The organism is Halopseudomonas pelagia (assembly GCF_009497895.1).
GTDB classification, from domain to species: domain Bacteria; phylum Pseudomonadota; class Gammaproteobacteria; order Pseudomonadales; family Pseudomonadaceae; genus Halopseudomonas; species Halopseudomonas pelagia_A.
On sequence record NZ_CP033116.1, the window covers coordinates 1,303,388 to 1,322,047 of the forward strand.

14 protein-coding genes are annotated in these 18,660 nt (G+C 58.4%); 11 read left to right on the plus strand and 3 right to left on the minus strand.

The features are described from left to right. Positions 1-14 precede the first annotated feature (14 nt). From EAO82_RS06210 to EAO82_RS06225, 4 genes are all read left to right on the plus strand, one after another. Positions 15-1,016: an ornithine carbamoyltransferase gene (locus EAO82_RS06210; protein WP_096348061.1), complete on the plus strand. Its 1,002-nt coding sequence runs from the start codon at positions 15-17 to the stop codon at positions 1,014-1,016. 1 nt (position 1,017) lies between these two features. Further along, positions 1,018-1,926, plus strand: a complete 909-nt coding sequence (gene arcC, locus EAO82_RS06215; RefSeq protein ID WP_096348062.1) for a carbamate kinase — start codon at positions 1,018-1,020, stop codon at positions 1,924-1,926. A gap of 43 nt (positions 1,927-1,969) precedes the next feature. Then, positions 1,970-4,654, plus strand: coding sequence for a cation-translocating P-type ATPase (locus EAO82_RS06220; RefSeq protein WP_096348063.1), 2,685 nt, complete (start codon positions 1,970-1,972; stop codon positions 4,652-4,654). A gap of 219 nt (positions 4,655-4,873) precedes the next feature. After that, positions 4,874-7,129 (plus strand): putative bifunctional diguanylate cyclase/phosphodiesterase, encoded by a 2,256-nt coding sequence (locus tag EAO82_RS06225; RefSeq protein WP_231703298.1) that lies wholly within the window; start codon positions 4,874-4,876, stop codon positions 7,127-7,129. A gap of 4 nt (positions 7,130-7,133) precedes the next feature. Here the strand turns inward: EAO82_RS06225 and EAO82_RS06230 are convergent, their stop codons facing one another. Continuing rightward, on the minus strand, positions 7,134-9,542 hold the full coding sequence (locus EAO82_RS06230) for a xylulose 5-phosphate 3-epimerase (RefSeq protein ID WP_096348064.1): 2,409 nt from the start codon (positions 9,540-9,542) through the stop codon (positions 7,134-7,136). Between the two features lie 218 nt (positions 9,543-9,760). Here EAO82_RS06230 and EAO82_RS06235 point away from each other — a divergent pair, with 218 nt between their 5' ends. The 7 genes from EAO82_RS06235 to EAO82_RS06265 all read left to right on the plus strand — a co-directional run bounded on the left by EAO82_RS06235 (position 9,761) and on the right by EAO82_RS06265 (position 16,658). Continuing rightward, positions 9,761-10,171, plus strand: a complete 411-nt coding sequence (locus tag EAO82_RS06235) for a hypothetical protein (protein ID WP_096348065.1) — start codon at positions 9,761-9,763, stop codon at positions 10,169-10,171. A gap of 97 nt (positions 10,172-10,268) precedes the next feature. After that, positions 10,269-11,364, plus strand: a protein-coding gene (gene prfB / locus EAO82_RS06240) for a peptide chain release factor 2 (RefSeq protein ID WP_096348066.1) whose coding sequence is annotated in 2 segments (ribosomal slippage) — positions 10,269-10,340 and positions 10,342-11,364 — 1,095 coding nt in all. Because the reading frame shifts where the segments join, the coding sequence is not laid out codon by codon here. Positions 11,365-11,439: 75 nt separating this feature from the next. Continuing rightward, on the plus strand, positions 11,440-12,948 hold the full coding sequence (gene lysS, locus EAO82_RS06245; RefSeq protein WP_096348067.1) for a lysine--tRNA ligase: 1,509 nt from the start codon (positions 11,440-11,442) through the stop codon (positions 12,946-12,948). 521 nt (positions 12,949-13,469) lie between these two features. Beyond that, positions 13,470-14,753, plus strand: coding sequence for a flavohemoglobin expression-modulating QEGLA motif protein (locus tag EAO82_RS06250; RefSeq protein ID WP_096346532.1), 1,284 nt, complete (start codon positions 13,470-13,472; stop codon positions 14,751-14,753). A gap of 11 nt (positions 14,754-14,764) precedes the next feature. Further along, positions 14,765-15,094, plus strand: a complete 330-nt coding sequence (locus tag EAO82_RS06255; protein WP_096346531.1) for a hypothetical protein — start codon at positions 14,765-14,767, stop codon at positions 15,092-15,094. 2 nt (positions 15,095-15,096) lie between these two features. Beyond that, a complete protein-coding gene (gene ung, locus EAO82_RS06260) occupies positions 15,097-15,807 on the plus strand; it encodes a uracil-DNA glycosylase (RefSeq protein WP_096346530.1) in 711 nt (236 codons plus the stop codon). A 35-nt stretch (positions 15,808-15,842) separates the two neighbouring features. Continuing rightward, a complete protein-coding gene (locus tag EAO82_RS06265; protein WP_096346529.1) occupies positions 15,843-16,658 on the plus strand; it encodes an enoyl-CoA hydratase in 816 nt (271 codons plus the stop codon). Between the two features lie 15 nt (positions 16,659-16,673). Here the strand turns inward: EAO82_RS06265 and EAO82_RS06270 are convergent, their stop codons facing one another. Then, the gene (locus EAO82_RS06270; RefSeq protein ID WP_096346528.1) at positions 16,674-17,504 is read right to left on the minus strand and encodes an HDOD domain-containing protein; all 831 of its coding nucleotides are present in this window, start codon (positions 17,502-17,504) and stop codon (positions 16,674-16,676) included. Between the two features lie 15 nt (positions 17,505-17,519). Next, positions 17,520-18,545: a YgfZ/GcvT domain-containing protein gene (locus EAO82_RS06275; protein WP_096346527.1), complete on the minus strand. Its 1,026-nt coding sequence runs from the start codon at positions 18,543-18,545 to the stop codon at positions 17,520-17,522. Between the last annotated feature and the right edge of the window lie 115 nt (positions 18,546-18,660).

Consider the following 18,660-nt stretch of genomic DNA (forward strand, 5'->3'; position numbering starts at 1 on the left):
ACAGGACAACGACCATGGCTTTCAATCTGAAAAACCGGCACTTCCTCACCCTGCGCGACTTTACACCGCAGGAAATCAGCTTTTTGCTCAAGCTCTCTGCTGATCTGAAAACCGCCAAATATGCCGGTACCGAAGTGCCCCAGCTGCGCGGCAAGGATATTGCGCTGATTTTCGAAAAGGACTCGACCCGCACCCGGGTAGGCTTTGAGGTCGCGGCTTATGACCAGGGCGCCAGAGTCACCTATCTAGGGCCGACCGGCACGCATATCGGCCACAAGGAGTCGGTCAAGGATACGGCGCGGGTTCTGGGCCGAATCTATGATGCCATTGAGTATCGCGGCTTTGGCCAGAGCATTGTCGAAGAGCTGGCTGAGTATGCTGGCGTGCCGGTATATAACGGCCTGACCAACGAATTTCACCCAACACAGATACTCGCGGACTTTCTGACCATGCAGGAGCATGTAGAGAAGCCGCTGCATGAAGTGGCCTTCGTGTTTATTGGCGATGCGGCAAACAATATGGGCGACAGCTTGCTGATCGGTGGCGCCAAGATGGGCATGGACGTGCGTCTCTGCGCGCCACGCGCCTGTTGGCCGGCGCAGGCGATCAAGGATGAGGCGCACGCGATCGCCCAGGAAACCGGCGCGCGTATCGTGATTACCGAGCAGATCGACGAGGCGGTAAAGGGCGCTGATTTCATCTATACAGATGTATGGGTGTCGATGGGTGAGCCCAAGGAAAAATGGGCCGAACGTATTGAGTTATTGATGCCTTATCAGGTCAATACGGCTTTGATGGAGAAGTCCGGTAATCCGCGGGTGAAGTTTATGCACTGTTTGCCCGCATTTCATAATACCGAGACGGTCGTGGGCAAAGATATTCAGGCGCAGTTCGGGATTGATGCGATGGAAGTGACCGACGAAGTATTTGAAAGTCCTGCCTCTATCGTTTTTGATCAGGCGGAGAACCGTTTGCACACCATCAAGGCGGTGCTGGTCGCCACCCTGGGGGCCTGAGATGCTGGTAGTCGCGGCCTTAGGGGGCAATGCGCTGTTGATGCGTGGCCAGCCGTTGACGGCCGAAGCGCAGCGCAACAATGTGCAGATTGCTGCGCAGTCGCTGGCAGCCCTGGTACGGGCCGGGCACAGCCTGGTGATCACCCATGGCAATGGACCTCAGGTGGGTTTGCTGGCTTTACAAGGCGCTGCCTACAACGCCGAGGAATCCTTCCCGCTGGATGTACTGGGCGCGCAGACCGAGGGGATGATCGGCTACATCATCGAGCAGGAGTTGGAAAACGCGCTGGAGCACGATCGTCCGGTCGCGACCCTGCTGACCCAGGTATTGGTCGACCCTGCGGATCCGGCCTTTCTCAAACCGGATAAATTTGTCGGCCCGGTGTATACCCGAGCTGAAGCTGAAGCCCGGGCCGCCGCGGCGGGTTGGCATATTGCCGCAGATGGCCCGCACTGGCGCCGCGTGGTGCCATCCCCCCGGCCGGTGGAAATCCCTGATCTGCGGGTACTGAAACTGCTGTTGGAGCGCGGCGTCGTCATCATCTGCGCCGGCGGTGGCGGTATACCGGTAGTGCGCCTGGAAAACGGCAGCTTGATGGGGGTGGAAGCGGTGATCGACAAGGACGCCTCAAGTGCCTTGCTGGCTGCTCAATTGGGTGCTGACGCCTTGCTGATGCTGACCGATGTCGATGCTGTGTACGACGATTTTGGTAAACCCTTCGCCAGGCCACTAACGCATCTCAGCGTTATCCAGGCGCGACAGCTGGTCATGCCCGCGGGGTCCATGGGGCCAAAGGTAAAAGCGGCGTGCGATTTCGCCGACTCCGGTGGCTTTAGTGCTATTGGCCGTTTGCAGGACGCGCTGGCTATGCTTGAAGGTCAGGCTGGCACTCGTATCGCCCAGTCATAACGCGGTACTTCTGACGCATTTCTTCGATTACCAAGGATTGAACATGACTGAGCAACGGACGCAGCCAGCACACTGGCATGCACAGACCGCCGAGCAGGTGCGCCTGGCGCTGGAGGTCCCGGTGGATGGGCTGAATGCCGAACAAGTCAGCCTGCGCCTGAAAGAGTACGGGGCCAATGTATTAACCGGCAGCAAGTCGCGACCGATGTGGGTGAGGCTGCTGGCCCAGTTCAACAATGTACTGATCTATGTGTTGATGGTGGCCGTGCTGGTCACGGCGATGCTGGGACACTGGCTGGATTCAGGTGTCATTTTCGCCGTCGTCCTGTTTCAGGGAGTCATCGGCTTCGTTCAGGAAGGTCGAGCAGAGCAGGCACTGGTCGCGATTCGGCATTTGCTCGCGCCAAGGGCGATGGTGCTGCGTGAGGGTGAGCGCAAACATATCGATGCCAGCGAACTGGTGCCGGGCGATATTCTTCTGCTGGAGCCGGGTGACCGAATTGCAGCAGATGTGCGGCTGGATCAGCTGCATGGTCTGATGGTCGACGAATCGATGCTGACCGGTGAATCGGTGCCGGTAGAAAAACGTCTGGATCCGCAGGCGGCGGATGCGGCGCTGGGGGACCGATTTTGCCTGGCCTATTCGGGCACCCTGGTGAGTGCGGGTACTGGCCGGGGCGTGGTTGTAGCTACCGGTGAGCGTAGTGAAATCGGGCGTATATCGGGGCTACTTGAAACCGTCACTGTGTTGCAAACACCGTTGACGTTGCAGATGAACCGGTTTGCCCGCTTCCTATCATTGATCATCGTGCTGGCCGGGGCGCTAGTATTCCTGGCCGGCTGGCAGTTTGGTGACCGTCCGATCCCTGAGTTGTTTATGGCTGTCGTGGCGCTGACGGTATCGGCGATACCTGAGGGTTTACCGGCGATTCTGACGATTACTTTGGCCATCGGGGTACAGCGGATGGCCAACCGCAAGGCGGTGGTCAGGCGCATGCCGGTCATTGAAACCCTGGGCGCGGTATCGGTGATCTGCTCGGACAAGACCGGCACGCTGACGCGCAACGAAATGATGGTCGCCGCGTTGGTACTGGATGCTCAGATCTATCCGATCAGCGGCGAAGGCTACGCGGCTGAAGGCCGTATTGGCGACGCCACATCCGGCGAGCCACCTGCCGCGCTGCTGCGGGATGTCGCCCAGGCCGCGCTCTTGTGCAATGACGCACGTCTGGACCATAGCAGTGAGCATACCAAGGTGCTCGGCGATCCGATGGAAGGCGCGCTGCTGGTTTTGGCCGCGAAGGCGGGCCTTGAGGCCAGCAGCTACCTGGCGCAATGGCCAAGGCAAGATGAAGTGCCCTTTGATGCTGCACTGCGCTACATGGCCACGCTTAATCACGACCACCATGGGCATGCACGCATCCTGCTCAAGGGCGCGCCGGAACAGGTGATGGCGCTGTGCGGCTCAGTGCTCGACAGCCAGGGCGCTTCCGTGCCGCTGGATCGCGAGCGCTGGCAACAATGCATTGATCTATTGGCAGCGCAGGGATTGCGCGTGTTGGCGCTGGCTGGTGCCACACCGGCTGAGGCGAGCAGCACTTTAAACGTGGAGCAGATGGGCGACCAACTGCAACTGATAGGCGTAGTCGGCCTGCTGGACCCACCCAGACAGGAGGCTATGGAAGCCATCGCCGAATGCCATCAGGCAGGCATTCAGGTCAAGATGATTACCGGCGATCATGCACTCACGGCTAGGGCAATCGCCGAACGGCTGGGTCTGCGCAACACCAGGGAGGTCGCGACTGGGCAGGATATCGACAAACTGGATGACGACCAACTGCTGACGCTGGCGCAGCGCGTGGATGTGTTCGCGCGAACCAGTCCCGAGCACAAGCTCCGTCTGGTCCAAGCACTGCAGTCGGCCCACGGCGTCGTCGCCATGACCGGTGATGGGGTCAATGATGCGCCAGCGTTGAAACGAGCTGACGTCGGCATCGCGATGGGCCGGAAAGGTTCTGCCGCGGCTCGGGAGGCGTCCGACATCGTTCTGCTGGATGACAACTTCGCCACGCTGGCCGCTGCGGTGAGCGAAGGTCGCACGGTTTATACCAACCTTAAAAAAGCCATCAGCTTTCTGTTGCCGATCAATGGCGGCGAGGCATCCAGTCTGATCGTCGCATTGTTGCTGGGCCTGGCCCTGCCAATTACCGCATTGCAGATCCTCTGGGTCAATATGGTTGGGTCGGTCGTTCTGGCCATGGGCCTGGCGTTCGAACCGGCCGAACCGGACGTGATGCACAAACCGCCCCGGCGTAGTGGCGAGAGCCTTCTGAATGCCTTTCTGGTATGGCGCATAGTACTGGTTTCAATGCTGTTTCTCGGCGGTATATTTGCCAGCTTCCAGTGGGCCTTGCAGGCTGGGCTGGGCGAAGCCGCAGCTCGCACGCTGGCGGTTAACACGCTGGTAGCCATGGAGGTTTTTTATCTGTTCTCCGTACGCTATCTGGACAGCGCCTCTCTGACGCTGCGCGGCATCTTGGGTACGCCCGCGGTGTGGATTGTGATTGTACTCATAGTGCTCCTGCAGTGGTTGTTCACCTATACGAGCTTTATGCAGGGGCTGTTTATGACCGCATCACTGAGCGCATCGGCACTTATGATCGCGCCGCTGGCGGGGGTAATGGTGTTGCTGATTCTGGAACTGGAAAAACGCATACGTCGCGCATAGGGGGGATTGACGCAACCGGATAAAATAGCGTTTTATGTTGAGCAGATCAAAAGCGTTAACTGCGTCACATTGCGTTTAGGGGTGAGCTTCGTATAAACCGGCAGTGGGCGCAGCGCTATTGATGGATGGGCGTTATTGATGGAGAGGCATCGCGCATTCTGGATGAAAGATGGTCAGGGACAGAGCCGATTCGGCGCTTGACTGAGGGGAGTCAGGGTATTGCTGGATCTTAAAAAGCAGTTGCAGGAAATGCAGACGCACCTGGGACTCAATCCAGCCGGCATACGGCAGCGGATGCAGATTCTTGCCCTTGAAGACGACCACCTGGCGCACCTGTCCGGGCATGCTGCCGTTATCGAAGAGCTGCATCTGGCTTGCGCCGAAGCACTGCATCAGCACCTTCGTCAGTTTTCCGAGTTGTCTTCTACGTCCGAGTATCCGGGTCTGTTCACCCCATTGCCGTATCAGCGGTTGCGCTATTGTCGGCAATTGTTGCGCGGACCTTATGATATGCAGCACATCCGTCTGCGCGTGTTATCCAATCTCGGCCACGAACGTGACCAGCTGGAATCCAGAACCTGTCTGGCGGCTTATCACTTCTACCTCCAATACATGCACGCCGCGCTCAGCGATCATTGGGCGGCCCGGCCGGATATTGCTCAACGATTATACGGATGCCTGCTCAAAGCCGTGTTTTTCGATATGAGCCTGGCAGTAGATACCCACGCGGCGGCCGGCCAGATGGCCCTGGAAGACAGTGAGGCCCGATACGCCCGGGCGGTCTTGGGAGCAAATGACGGGCTTTGGGAGTGGCAGGTAGACGACGATCGCATGCAGGTCTCCGAGCGCTGGCTATGCATGCTGGAGTTGGATATTGACGCCGCGCCGTGCAGTTTCGGCGACTGGCTGGCGCTGATGCCGCTCAGCCACCGCGATGCGTTCAATACTGCAGTGCAACGGCATTTGTCCGGTGATGACCCTCACTTACATTTGGAATGTCAGTTGCGCAAGCGTAACGGTGAACTGGTATGGGTGTTGATTCGCGGGCTGTTGTGCGTTGATGCTCATGGCCAGCGCCTATTGGCCGGCTCACAGACCGATATCAGTCAGCGCAAAGCGGCAGAGCGCGAGCTGGTTCATTCTTCTCTGCACGACCCACTCACCGGTCTGCCCAATCGGCAGAGTATGAACGAGCTTTTGCTACAGGCCTCGCAGCGTCAGTCGAGGCCCGGAGCTCGGCATGCGGCGGTGCTGTTTATCGATCTGGACAGGTTTAAGCTGATCAACGACAGCCTGGGGCATCACACCGGCGATCTGGTTCTGATCCAGGTGGCCAATCGCATTGAGCGCTGCCTGCGACCAGGCGATCACCTGTGCCGATTCGGCGGTGATGAGTTTGTCGTGCTGTTGGACGATATGGCTGTGGCCAGCGATGCCGAGATGGTCGCCAAACACATCATGAATGCGCTGCATCAACCGATCATGGTCAGCAATCGGCGCCTGACACTCAGCGCCAGTATCGGCGTCGCAGGGCTAAAGGGGCATGATCGGGAGCAGGATGCCTTGCGTGAGGCGGATCTGGCGCTGGACCTGGCGAAGGCATCCGGCAAGGCGCAGATGGCGCTGTACAGTGATGCGCTGCAACGCGATGCGCACCATCGCCTGGAAATGGAAAATGCATTGAACGATGCGTTAAGCCGCAACCAGTTTGAAATTTATTACCAGCCGATCGTAGAAGTGGCAGCTTCGCGTTCCAGGGTGGTGGGCGTCGAGGCGCTGCTGCGCTGGCGACGGGGTGATCGGTTGGTGCCGCCGGATGAATTTATTTCGGTGCTGGAAGAAACCGGGGCGATCGTCGAAGTGGGTGAATGGGTGTTGCGTGAAGCCTGCCGCCAGGTGTTGCTCTGGCATGCCAATGGTCACAAGAAACTACGCTGCTCGGTCAATCTCTCCAGCCGCCAGTTGCAGGAAAGCGGTTTTGCCGATGTGGTCGCACGGGTGCTGGCTGAAACAGGTTTTCCGGCGACCAGCCTGGTGCTGGAAATCACCGAGAGCCTGTTGATGCAGGACGGTCCGGAAACCCTGGCGACGCTGCGCGAGCTGGAAAATAGCGGGGTACGCATTGCCCTGGACGATTTCGGCACGGGTTTCTCGTCGCTAGGTTATTTGCACCGGTACCCGCTGCATATCATCAAGGTGGATAAAAGCTTTATCACCAAAGCCGCCGGGGATGAACGCCTCAAGGCTATCAGCCGGGCGATCATCGGCCTGGGGCGTGGCCTGCGTATGGATATCATTGCCGAAGGTATCGAAACCCCCGAGCAGATGGAGTTTCTGCATACCGAGGGCTGTCAGTTTGTTCAGGGCTACTGGTTCGGCCGCCCGCAACCAGCCGGTTTAACCAAACCCCTGCTCGACAGCATGCTGGACCCGGATTTCGATCTCCACAGTGCTGCACCGGCGCTGCTACATTAAGCTTCTAGCGCAGCAATGCGGGATTACCCTGGCCATTTACCGCTGACCATTCGTGTTCATCCATCCACACCTGCGGGTTGGCGCCTAGTACGTCAGCTGCGGCGACCAGTACATGGGCCCAGCTGCAACGATTGGCGAACAGCATTCCGGCCTCATCCAGAGTGCCGCCCTGATTGATATAGCCCAGAACCCGGCTGTGCGGAGCTGACGGCAGCAGGTTATGCAAATGCCCGCGCAGTATCTCGGGACGCATATGCGAGAGTAGAACGCGATGCTTTAGCGCCGCAGGAAACAACTGTTCGTGTAGCTCTGCTGGCGCGGCCCACTGGCCCTCCAGGCTGTCGCGCTGCACGCTGAAGCGGCCAGGCTCCTGCAGGTAGACCAGCCGCCAGCTTTGATTATGGGCAGTCAGGCGCTGGCTGGCGCGGAGCATTTCCCCGAGTTGATAGCCGCCGTTGGCGATCAGCAACAGTGGCTCGGTCGCCCCGCGGTGCTCGGCCAAGATGATGGCGCCCTGCGCAGCCAGAAGACGCGCCTGGGCCGGGTCCATCCTGGCGGGGCAGTCGCGCTTGGCAATCACCATGCAGCTGATCTGGCCTCGAGCCTGGTACACGCCGGGCAGCAATGCCAGCGTGCTGTTGTAGTCAGCGGGGAAAAGAACGCGCATGCCGTCATGCATCTCGCCGAGTAGAGCTTCGCAGAAGGTGGTGTCCTGGTGGGATTGCTCGTTCTTGCCGTTCTCCCAGGTATGCGACGTCGCGATCACGGGAAACCCGAGCCATTTTGCCGGGCGCCCTACAGCGCGCTGATGCCGGGCAAAAATCAGCTCCTGACGTATGGCCCCGAGCATCTTTACGCAAAAGGCTTCGTAGCTGGCGACCAGGTTCAAGCCGCTCTTGTTGCCCAGGCAGGCAGAGACGACGGCTTCTTCGTTCAGTGCGGTAATGATCCGGCCGTCAACTGCCTCCAGTGCACTTTCCGGATCACAGACCCGATGCTTCAATGCCTCCAGCACGCCGCCGAGACGATTACTCGCCAGCTCGTCGGGGTTGCCGACCCTGGCGCGCAGGTCGGGATTGGCCTCGACCAAGGCAACAAAAAAGCGATCCACCGCCTGCATCGGTGACAGCGTCTGGTTGCTCCACTCCACCAGCGGAATCACAGGATGCGGCGGATTTCGGGTGGCCAGAGGGTGATCGCGCTCCAACGGCCGCGCAGTCTGCGCATGATTGTGTAACTGCTTGCGCGCATGGCTGAGGCTCTGCGGATCAATCCACAGCTGAGTTGCACACTGATTAAACAATTCGCGCGAGGTGGCATCATGCCGCGGATTGCTCGGTAGCGGCAGGTTATGCGCGGCGTTTAACCCGGCACCGTAGAACCCGAACCCCTTGGTGGTTTCGGCAATCGCATAGGGAATCGGTAATGGGTAACGCAGAATGCCGCTGCGATACTCGCCAACCCTGTGCTCCAGACGTCGCTCCATTTCCATCAGCGTGCAGACAAAAGCGGCCGGATCGCGGCCGTCAAAACGGATCGGATCAAAGCCGCAAGCCTTGAGGTGTGCGGCAAAGCCATCCAGTCCTTTCTCCGTACCCAGTTCAGTGCGTTGTTCGATGCGTCGGCCATTGGCGATCATCACCGGCAAAGCCGTGCCGCAATCTTCAGCCCGCCACCAGCGGGGTATCCAGTCACTGCCTCGCTGTTCCTCGGCAGCACCATCGGACAGGAAGGCAACCAGAGTTTCACCTGGCAGCGGCATATGTGCATATTGCAGCTCGGCAAAACCCAGGTAACCGCCCTCGATAATGCCGCCAGCGGTGTAGGGGTTTACGTGACTGCCGAGCGGAGCGGCGGGACGGCCATCAGGAAGCTGTGCGTAGCTGTAAAAATCTTTCAGCAACTGATCCAGTCCAGAACCGCCTGCATAGCGCTGGGCTTGCTCCGGAAGCAGGTTGCCGACCAGCACATTGAGCGCATCGATGGCCGCGACACAGTGGCCTTGACCCATCAACCAGCTGCGCGTGTGCCCGGTCAGGCTGTTCAGTGCCAGGTAGCTGGCGTAGGCGGGGACCATATTCAGTGCGCCGCCGGTGTGGCCTTCAGGACGGGATTTGAAGTCCTCTGCGGCCAGTTTGCGGCCGTCGACATGGCAACGTTTGGCATAGGTCATATGCACCACCAGCCACATACCGGCGTTGGTGATCTGGTCCAGCGCGATCATCAGTTGATAAACCGCTGCCACATCCGGTTGCTGGCCGCTCTGAACCAACTGATGGGCAAGCCTGTATACCGACGCTTGCGTGATTGCCGCGTGAGTTATAACGCCCAGGTCTTCGCGCCAGCGGGCAAACTCCGGGCACTGCTCAGCGTGAGCGTCAAGGGTGCTTTGGTCGGGTAGTAGCTGGCTCACGTCAAGGCTCCGGCATCTTCGTAGTTAACGGGTTCGATCCAGTATAGAAGCCGGTTGCTGAGGCGCTGTGATCTGCATCAAGCCTTGCAACAGTAAGCCAGCATCGAGCGCGCTGATCCCTGCTATATTTGAGACGTTGCGCAGGGAAATAAGCCAAGCTCCCTGCCAGCAGTCGGGGTAATGAATAGCCAAAATCACAATAATAACGAGGTGTGAGCATGCAGCGTTGGATATGGGTGTTTGTCGCGGGATTTCTCGCGGTGTTCTGTTTTCATCAGGTTGCTCTGGGGCTTCTCCATGCCGCCGGAGTAGTGCCTTTTGCGCCGTTCAATCTGGCAGCTACCAAACCGTTGGGTGTGCCCTCGGTTATTTCCGGGGCGTTTTTCGGCGGGCTTTGGGCGCTGGTCATGATCGCTTTGCTGGATCGCATCGGTACCGGCCTGATCTGGCTCAAGGCCGCCTTGTTTGGCGGTATTGTGCTGACGCTGGTGGCGCTGTTGGTGGTGTTCCCGCTCAAGGGCATGGGCTTTGATATGGCCCAGTTGCCAGGCCGCTTCGTGATTGGCTTCATTCTGAACGCCTGCTGGGGCATAGGTACCATCGTGTTTATCCGCGTGTTACCGCGCTAGGTAGTGCGCAGGGTTCACTGTCTTCGGTACGGTAGTACTGCACCGAAGGCAGTAAATCCGCTACAATGGCGGCTTTTTCCTGACGGGATTTGTCACCATGGAAATCAATCCGATTCTGAATACCATCAAAGACCTGCGTGGCCGCTCCGAGACCATTCGGGGGTATCTTTGACTACGATCACAAACATGATCGTCTGACTGAAGTTGAGCGCGAGCTCGAAGACCCCTCCGTATGGAACGATCCCGAGCGCGCACAGGCGCTGGGCAAGGAGCGCGCGCAACTGGCGCAGATCGTTGAGACTCTGGATGAAATGAGCTCGGGCCTGGCAGACGCCGGTGAACTGCTGGAAATGGCTGCCGAAGAGGAAGATGAATCTGCGGTCGCGGACATCGTCACCGAACTCGCCCGCCTGCAGGCGAGCCTGGAAAAGCTCGAATTTCGCCGCATGTTCAGCGGCGAGATGGACCCGAACAACTGCTACCTGGATATCCAGGCCGGTTCCGGCGGCACCGAAGCCCAGGACTGGGCCAATATGCTGCTGCGCATGTATCTGCGTTGGTGCGACCAGCGCGGCTTCGAAACCGAAATCGTCGAGCTCTCTGCCGGTGAAGTGGCGGGCATCAAGAGCGCAACGGTCTTTATCAAAGGCGAGTACGCCTTTGGCTGGCTGCGCACGGAAATCGGCGTGCATCGCCTGGTACGCAAGAGCCCCTACGATTCCGGCAATCGCCGGCATACCTCATTCTCTGCTGTATTCGTTTCGCCAGAGATTGATGACGATATCGAAATCGATATCAATCCGGCGGATCTGCGCGTGGATACCTACCGCTCCCAGGGCGCTGGTGGTCAGCACGTCAACACCACCGACTCGGCCGTGCGTATCACCCACGTACCGACCAACACCGTGGTCAGCTGTCAGAGCCAGCGTTCCCAGCATGGCAACCGTGATACCGCGATGAAGATGTTGCGTGCCAAGCTCTATGAGCAGGAGATGATGAAGCGCAACGCGGCAGCGCAGGCGCTGGAAGATACCAAATCCGATATTGGCTGGGGCCATCAGATCCGCTCCTATGTGCTAGACCAATCGCGGATCAAGGACTTGCGCACCAATATCGAGAACAGCAACTGCAACGCGGTGCTGGATGGCGATCTGGACGAGTTTATCGAAGCGAGTCTGAAACAGGGCCTGTAAGGCCCGTTTCAGCCGCAGCGTCCCTGGCTTATCAACTTCCTTTGAATTGAATTGCAACCCCTGGAAATACCCGACATGACCGATCAGCAGAATGACCAGCAAGCCCTCCCCGAGGAAGAAAACCGCCTGATTTCCCTGCGCAAGGAAAAACTCGCGGCCGAGCGTGCCAAGGGTAACGCCTTCCCGAACCGCTTCCGTCGCGACAGCTATGCTGGTGATCTGCAGAAGACCTACGCCGACAAGACCAAGGAAGAGCTGGCCGAGACGTTGATTCCGGTCAAAGTCGCCGGGCGTATCATGCTCAATCGTGGCGCCTTCATGGTGATCCAGGACATGACGGGGCGCATTCAGGTCTACGTTGATCGCAAGACGCTGCCGGCCGAGACGCTGGAGGCGATCAAGCATTGGGATATGGGCGATATCATTGCTGCTGAAGGCGTCATGGCGCGTTCCGGCAAAGGCGATCTGTATGTCAGCATGACCTCCGTGCAACTGCTGACCAAATCCCTGCGTCCGCTGCCGGACAAGCACCACGGCCTGACCGATACCGAGCAGCGCTATCGTCAGCGTTATGTCGATCTGATTGTCAACGAAGACACTCGCGACACCTTCCTGGTGCGCTCGCGGGTGATTGCGCATATCCGCAAGTTTCTTGCCGAGCGCAACTTCCTGGAAGTGGAAACACCGATGCTGCAAACCATTCCCGGTGGCGCCGCGGCCAAGCCGTTCGAGACGCACCACAACGCGCTGGATCTGCCGATGTTTCTGCGGATCGCGCCGGAGCTGTATCTCAAGCGCCTGGTCGTCGGCGGGTTCGAACGGGTGTTCGAGATCAACCGCAACTTCCGTAACGAAGGCGTTTCAACCCGGCACAACCCTGAGTTCACCATGCTCGAGTTCTACCAGGCCTACGCTGATTACGAAGACAACATGGACCTGACCGAGGAGCTGTTCCGCGAGCTGGCCATGGATGTGCTGGGCAGCACCGATGTGCCTTACCAGGGCAAGGTCTTCCACTTCGGCGAACCCTTTGCGCGTTTGTCGGTATTCGATTCGATTCTCAAATTCTGCCCTGATGTCAGTGCTGTGGACCTGCAGGATCTGGACGCAGCCCGCGCGATTGCCAAGAAAGCCGGTGCCGATGTGAAAGGTTTCGAGGGGCTGGGCAAGTTGCAGGTCATGATCTTCGAAGAGCGGGTTGAGCATCTGCTGGAGCAGCCGACCTTTATCACCCGCTATCCGTTCGAGGTATCCCCGCTGGCGCGTCGCAGCGATGATGACCCGAGCGTGACCGATCGCTTCGAGCTGTTTATTGGCGGCCGCGAGATTGCCAACGCCTATTCGGAGCTTAACGACGCCGAAGACCAGGCCGAGCGCTTCCATGCCCAGGTGGCGGACAAGGATGCGGGCGACGATGAGGCCATGCACTATGACGCCGATTTCGTCCGCGCCCTGGAGTACGGTATGCCGCCGACGGCGGGTGAGGGTATTGGTATTGATAGATTGGTAATGCTGCTGACGGATGCGCCTTCGATTCGGGATGTGATTCTGTTTCCGCATATGCGGCCTGAGGCTCAGGGTTAGTTTTTAGGTATGTGCAGGGAAACCTGATCGGGTTGTTCTGGGGTGAGTGCGAGGTTGGCCAGCCCCGGTGACGGACACGCTACAAGCCGTCCATGGGGCTCGGCGATGGCCATCCCTGGCCATCGACGGACCGACACCGGGGCTGGCCAACCTCGCCTTTCGCAGAGGGTGCGTCGATCAGGTTTCCGGCGAATCTGGAGTGGAAGCGGAAGTGGAACCGGGACAGGGAACGGTTCGTACAGTCCGGTTTTGACTTTCGTTCGGAAGTGCTCATTCTCTACCGCGGTGCCGGGCAACCCCAGGCTGGACCGTCAATGGCCAGGGATGGCCATTGATGAGCCCCATGGACGGCTCGTAGCGTGTCCAGCCTGGGGGTTGCCCGGCCGAGCGTTGCACTGCATCGTAGATAACCAAGCGCTGCACAAGACCGAAGATCACCAAGCGTTGCACTGCAGCACAGATCACAATAATGTCGAAGCAAGGCGCAAAGCCTCACCGATACCACCAGCAGCAGGAAAAATATGACGGTAAAACAGAGCGAACAGTACCAATTGGTCATCCGCAGTCTGTCTGACCGCATTGTCGAGGCGCAGTCGCCGATTCGAATTCTGGATGCGATCAAGTGGGACGACAGCCTGCGTGAAGAATTCTTTCGCAAGCGCTGCAAAAGCCTGCCAGACGTCGGTCCTGACTATTACGCCCAGCGTCCCCTGGGTTTCGACCCTGGCGTGATGCGCCAGGTATTTCAGGAAATAGAACGGGATATCACCCGCCAACTAGGCACCTTTAATCCGGTCGGGCAGATCATGCGGCGCATGTGCAAGGAATACCGCATGGTCATTCGCATGCTCGAAGCGCGCGGTACACCGGATATGGGTTTTATCTCCCAGGAACTGTACGGCTCAGCTTCCGATGCCTTCCATGCCGGTGATCCAACCCTGACCGATCTGAGCATCATGCTAAGTGAATCGCTGACCAATATCGGTACTGACCTGGGGCGAGAGCCGAAGATCATTGCCGCGCCCGAAGCGGTGGCGATTCTCCAGGAACGCATGAATGATGCGTTCCCGGATGACCAGGCGGTACGTGTATTCGAATCTGACGGTATTGTTGCCGATGCCGCGGCGGGCGCCGATTACATCAAAATCCGCAGCGACGCGATGTTCAACGAACGCGACCTGAAGATTCTGGCCGTGCATGAAGGCATGGTGCATGTGGCCACCAGTTTGAATGGGCAGCACCAGCCCATCTGCACCTTCCTGGCCAAGGGACCACCGTCTTCGACTGTTACTCAGGAAGGTCTGGCGATCCTGATGGAAGTGATCACCTTTGCCTCCTATCCGGCGCGCCTGCGCAAGCTGACTGACCGCACGCGGGCAATTCAGCTGGCTGAATCGGGCGGTGACTTTCTCGATGTATTCCAGTTCTATCGTGAACAGGATTATTCCAAGGAAAACAGCTACACCAACGCCAGCCGCGTGTTTCGTGGATCCAGCAGTAATGGTCTGCCTTTTACCAAGGATCTGGCGTATCTCAAGGGTTTTATTCTTACCTACAACTATATCCAGTTGGCGGTACGCAAAGGCAAGTTGCAGCAGATTCCATTGCTGTTCTGCGGCAAGACTACGCTGGAAGATATGCGCACGCTGGGGCAGTTGGTAGAGGAGGGGCTGGTGGTACCGCCACGTTATCTGCCTGAGCCTTTTGCAGATCTGAATGCATTGAGTGCCTGGATGTGTTTTTCCGGCTTTTTGAACAATCTCAGCCTCGATCGAATCGAAGCTGATTATGCGAATATCCTTTAAGGAAACCATTTGTGAGCGAGACTAGAGAGCTGAATAAGCTGCCGATAATTCTGACCTTCTTTGCCACGGTGTTTGCCACCGTGATGATTCTGTACGCCTATGGTTACCTGAATTTCACCCGCGAAGAGGAAGGTATGCTGGTGGCAGAATTCAGTCTGGTTACCGTAGGTTCGGCCGAGGCCGGGCAGATGCGCAGTCGCGCTGCCAACCAGGTGGCTGAATGTGTGGACGGCATTCTGGTGCTGCATGACAACCGGCACAACGGCCTGTCTGGCCTGCTGGTCGATGGCCGCGAGCGTGTCGTGCGCTGCAATGCCCAGTCGGTACCGGTAGCGGAGTGACCATGCCTGAGGGTCATGTGGCCGAGCGCAATGTAGCCTTGGAATCAGGCTGGAAAGCGGCTTTGGGTGATGAGTTCGAGAAGCCTTACATGCAGCAATTGCGCGCCTTTCTACTGGCAGAAAAGGCCGCCGGCAAGGTGATCTTTCCGCCGGGGCCGCTGATATTCAATGCGCTCAACAGCACGCCGTTGGACAAGCTCAAGGTGGTGATGATCGGTCAGGATCCCTATCACGGGCCAGGTCAGGCTCACGGGTTGAGCTTCTCCGTACCGCCGGGGATACATCCACCACCTTCGCTGCAGAATATCTTCAAGGAACAGCAACGCGACCTGGAGCTGCCCATTCCCAAGCACGGCTGCCTGCAAAGCTGGGCCGAGCAGGGTGTGTTGCTGCTTAATGCCGTGCTGACGGTCGAACAGGCCAACGCAGGCGCCCACGCCGGCCAAGGCTGGGAAACCTTTACCACCAAAGTGATCGAGGTTGCGGCCAAGGAGCATGAGCATCTGGTATTCATGCTCTGGGGCAGCTACGCGCAGAAAAAAGCGGGGCAGGTGGATCTGTCGAGCCATAAAGTGCTGACGTCAGTGCACCCCTCTCCGCTCTCGGCGCACCGTGGATTTATCGGCAACGGGCATTTTTCCGCCGCCAACGCTTACCTGCAGGAGCACGGGCGGCAACCGATTGACTGGCGCTTACCGGATGGCGCAGTCTAGAAATTACCCTTTGTTTTACTGTTCTGGAGTGTTTTATGGATCATGCATTGCAACCCTATACCGCTCTGGTACCGCGCACTGACAAGCTGGTAGTGCAGAAGGTCGGGCATACCGCGCTGGTGACCATTGATAACGCGCCTGCCAATACCTGGGATACCGATACCCTGCACGGCCTGGTCGAACTGGTGGCGCACCTGAGTGCAGACCCGGAGATCTATGCTCTGGTGATCACCGGCCGCGGTGAGCGTTTCTTTTCCGCTGGCGCCGATCTTAAATTATTCGCCGATGGCGACAAGGCCCGTGCGCGGCTGATGGCTCGCCTCTTTGGGCAGGCCTTTGAAGCATTGCGAGATTTTTCCGGAGTTTCGATTGCTGCGTTGAATGGCTACGCTATGGGCGGCGGCCTGGAGTGCGCCCTGGCCTGCGATATCCGTATTGCCGAGCGTCAGGTGCAGCTGGCGCTGCCTGAAGCCAGCGTGGGTCTACTGCCCTGTGCCGGTGGTACCCAGGCACTGGCCTGGCTGGTCGGCGAAGGCTGGGCGAAGCGAATGATTCTTTGCGGTGAGCGCATTGATGGCGTCAAGGCCGAGCGTATTGGTCTGGTAGAAGAAGTGGTGGAGCAGGGCCAGGCGCTCACTACTGCGTTAAGGCTCGCAGCTCAGGTCGGGCGGCAAAGCCCGTTGGCGGTCAAAGCCTGCAAGACCCTGATCCAGGGCGCGCGTGAGCAGCCGTTGAACAGTCTGCTGGCGCAGGAGCGAGAGCGTTTTGTTGATCTGTTCGATCACGAAGATACGCTGGAAGGGGTCAACGCCTTTTTTGAGAAGCGCCCACCCCAATGGCGGAATCGCTAATCAGCTTTGTGCTGATTAGCCTAGCAGCGCCATAGCCGCTTCCATTTCCGCTGACAGGTCTTCTTCCTCGCCATCGTCATCCTGGCTGATACCCAGTTTGGCGAAGGCGGGGATGGTGTTCCAGTCCATCTGTGCCAGCGGATGTTCGCTACTCAGGCTTTGCAGCATCGCCACCTGGACGATGTCGGCGTAATCCACTGTCGGTGAATTGCGATTGAAATCAAGATGTTGTGTGGGTACGTGCCGCAGCGGTACCGGGAAATCCCAGGCTGCCAGAATGCGATCGCCGATAATCGGGTGGATGCGTTCGATCACCAGATCCAGGCTGGCTGGATCGGCCAGGAGCTGATCGTTCTCTTCGGCGTAACTGAGGATTGGCAATACCCCAATCTGATGAACCAGGCCGGCCAGCGTTGCCTGGTCGGGCTTGAGTTTGGTGTAGTGTCGGCAGAGTACGTGGCTGATGCCCGCTACCTCGGTACTGCGGCCCCAGACCTCTCGCATCTTGCGATCAATCACATCCGAAGTCGCCTGGAACATCTGTGCCATGGCCAGGCCGGTCGCCAGGTTGGCTGTGTAGGTAATACCCATGCGGTTGACGGCCATGCTTAGATCGGTAATCTCCTGCCGGGTGCGCAGCAGCGGGCTGTTGACGACCTTGATCAGGCGCGCGCTGAGCGCGGCATCATTACTGATCTCGCGCACCAGATGGGCAATGTTGACGTCCGGGTCTTCGGCTGCCTCACGAACCCGCAGCGCTACCTCTGGCAGTGTGGGCAGAACCAGCTGGTCCTTTTCAATGGCTTGGATCAACTCATCCTGTACGCGCTGTGCCAGATCGGTCATGGGTTGTTTCCTTGTTCAGTTAACCGGGTCGTCTTCACTGGCGACCAGTTGAGTATCATAGGGCAGGTCGGCGACGGCCAGTGATGGCCCATTGCTATCTCCTGCAGCTAATTGTAGCAATTGTGCCGCATCTTTTTGCAGTACGGCTAATATTTCTACCTGTGCGTTGCCTCGTGCGCTGGAGACCACTTCCCCTAGCGTCTGGCCATTTTCACGATTGACGACAAGCGTACCGGCTGGCAATGGCTGTTGTCCGTCCACCAGCAGCCGGAACATGCGTCGCTTGAGTTTACCCAGGTACTGCATTCTGGCGACGATTTCCTGCCCGGTGTAGCAGCCCTTTCTGAAGCTGACGGCATCGAACAGCTGCATATTCAGCATCTGTGGAATAAAGCTCTCGCGGGTCGCCGCACTGACTTCGCCCAGCCCGTTGCGTATTTGTAGCAATTGCCAGGCATTCAGTGCTGTGGGGGTCGCAAGCGTCTGCAGCTGGTCCAGTGTGTTGACTGCCGATTCACTGGGTAGCCAGATCTCGAAACGATGCAGCCCGGGCACGCGAACCACGCTGCCAGTGGCGCAGGAGGTGACCTCATCAATATTCTCTGGTGGGATCAGGCCGGCCTTTCGCAGCGCTGCCTCGGCCGCGTCGCCCCACAAGCCAACGCGCACCCAGTCGCTGCTGGCGTCTTTGATGCTGGTTTTGAAGAACACCGCATATTTCCCCAGATCGGCGCTCTGGGCTTCAAGCACTTCTTTATGCATAGCCAGCAGGTAGGCATCTGCTGTAAGGCGCAGCAGTCTGAAACTCGATTGTATTCGGCCTTTGGGATTGCAGCGTGCTCCCAGGGTGCTGCCCGGATCAGGCAGCACGCTTACATCACAGGTCAATTGCCCCTGTAAAAAGCGGTTTGCATCAGCACCGCTTACGGCCAGAATGCCCTCGTGGGACAGCCAGGTGATCCCGGTGGCGGGTAGTTCATCGACGTCCGATACGGCAAAGCGTTCGGACAAGGTTTGATCTAGCGGGTTGATTGCGGTCATAGGACTCGAATTGTCTGGTGTAGTCAGCTGTTACATCATAGGACTATGGTGCATGCTTGTCAGTGTTGCCTTGCGCCTATAATGATGTGTGTGCGCTACGGCGCGTTTTCAACCC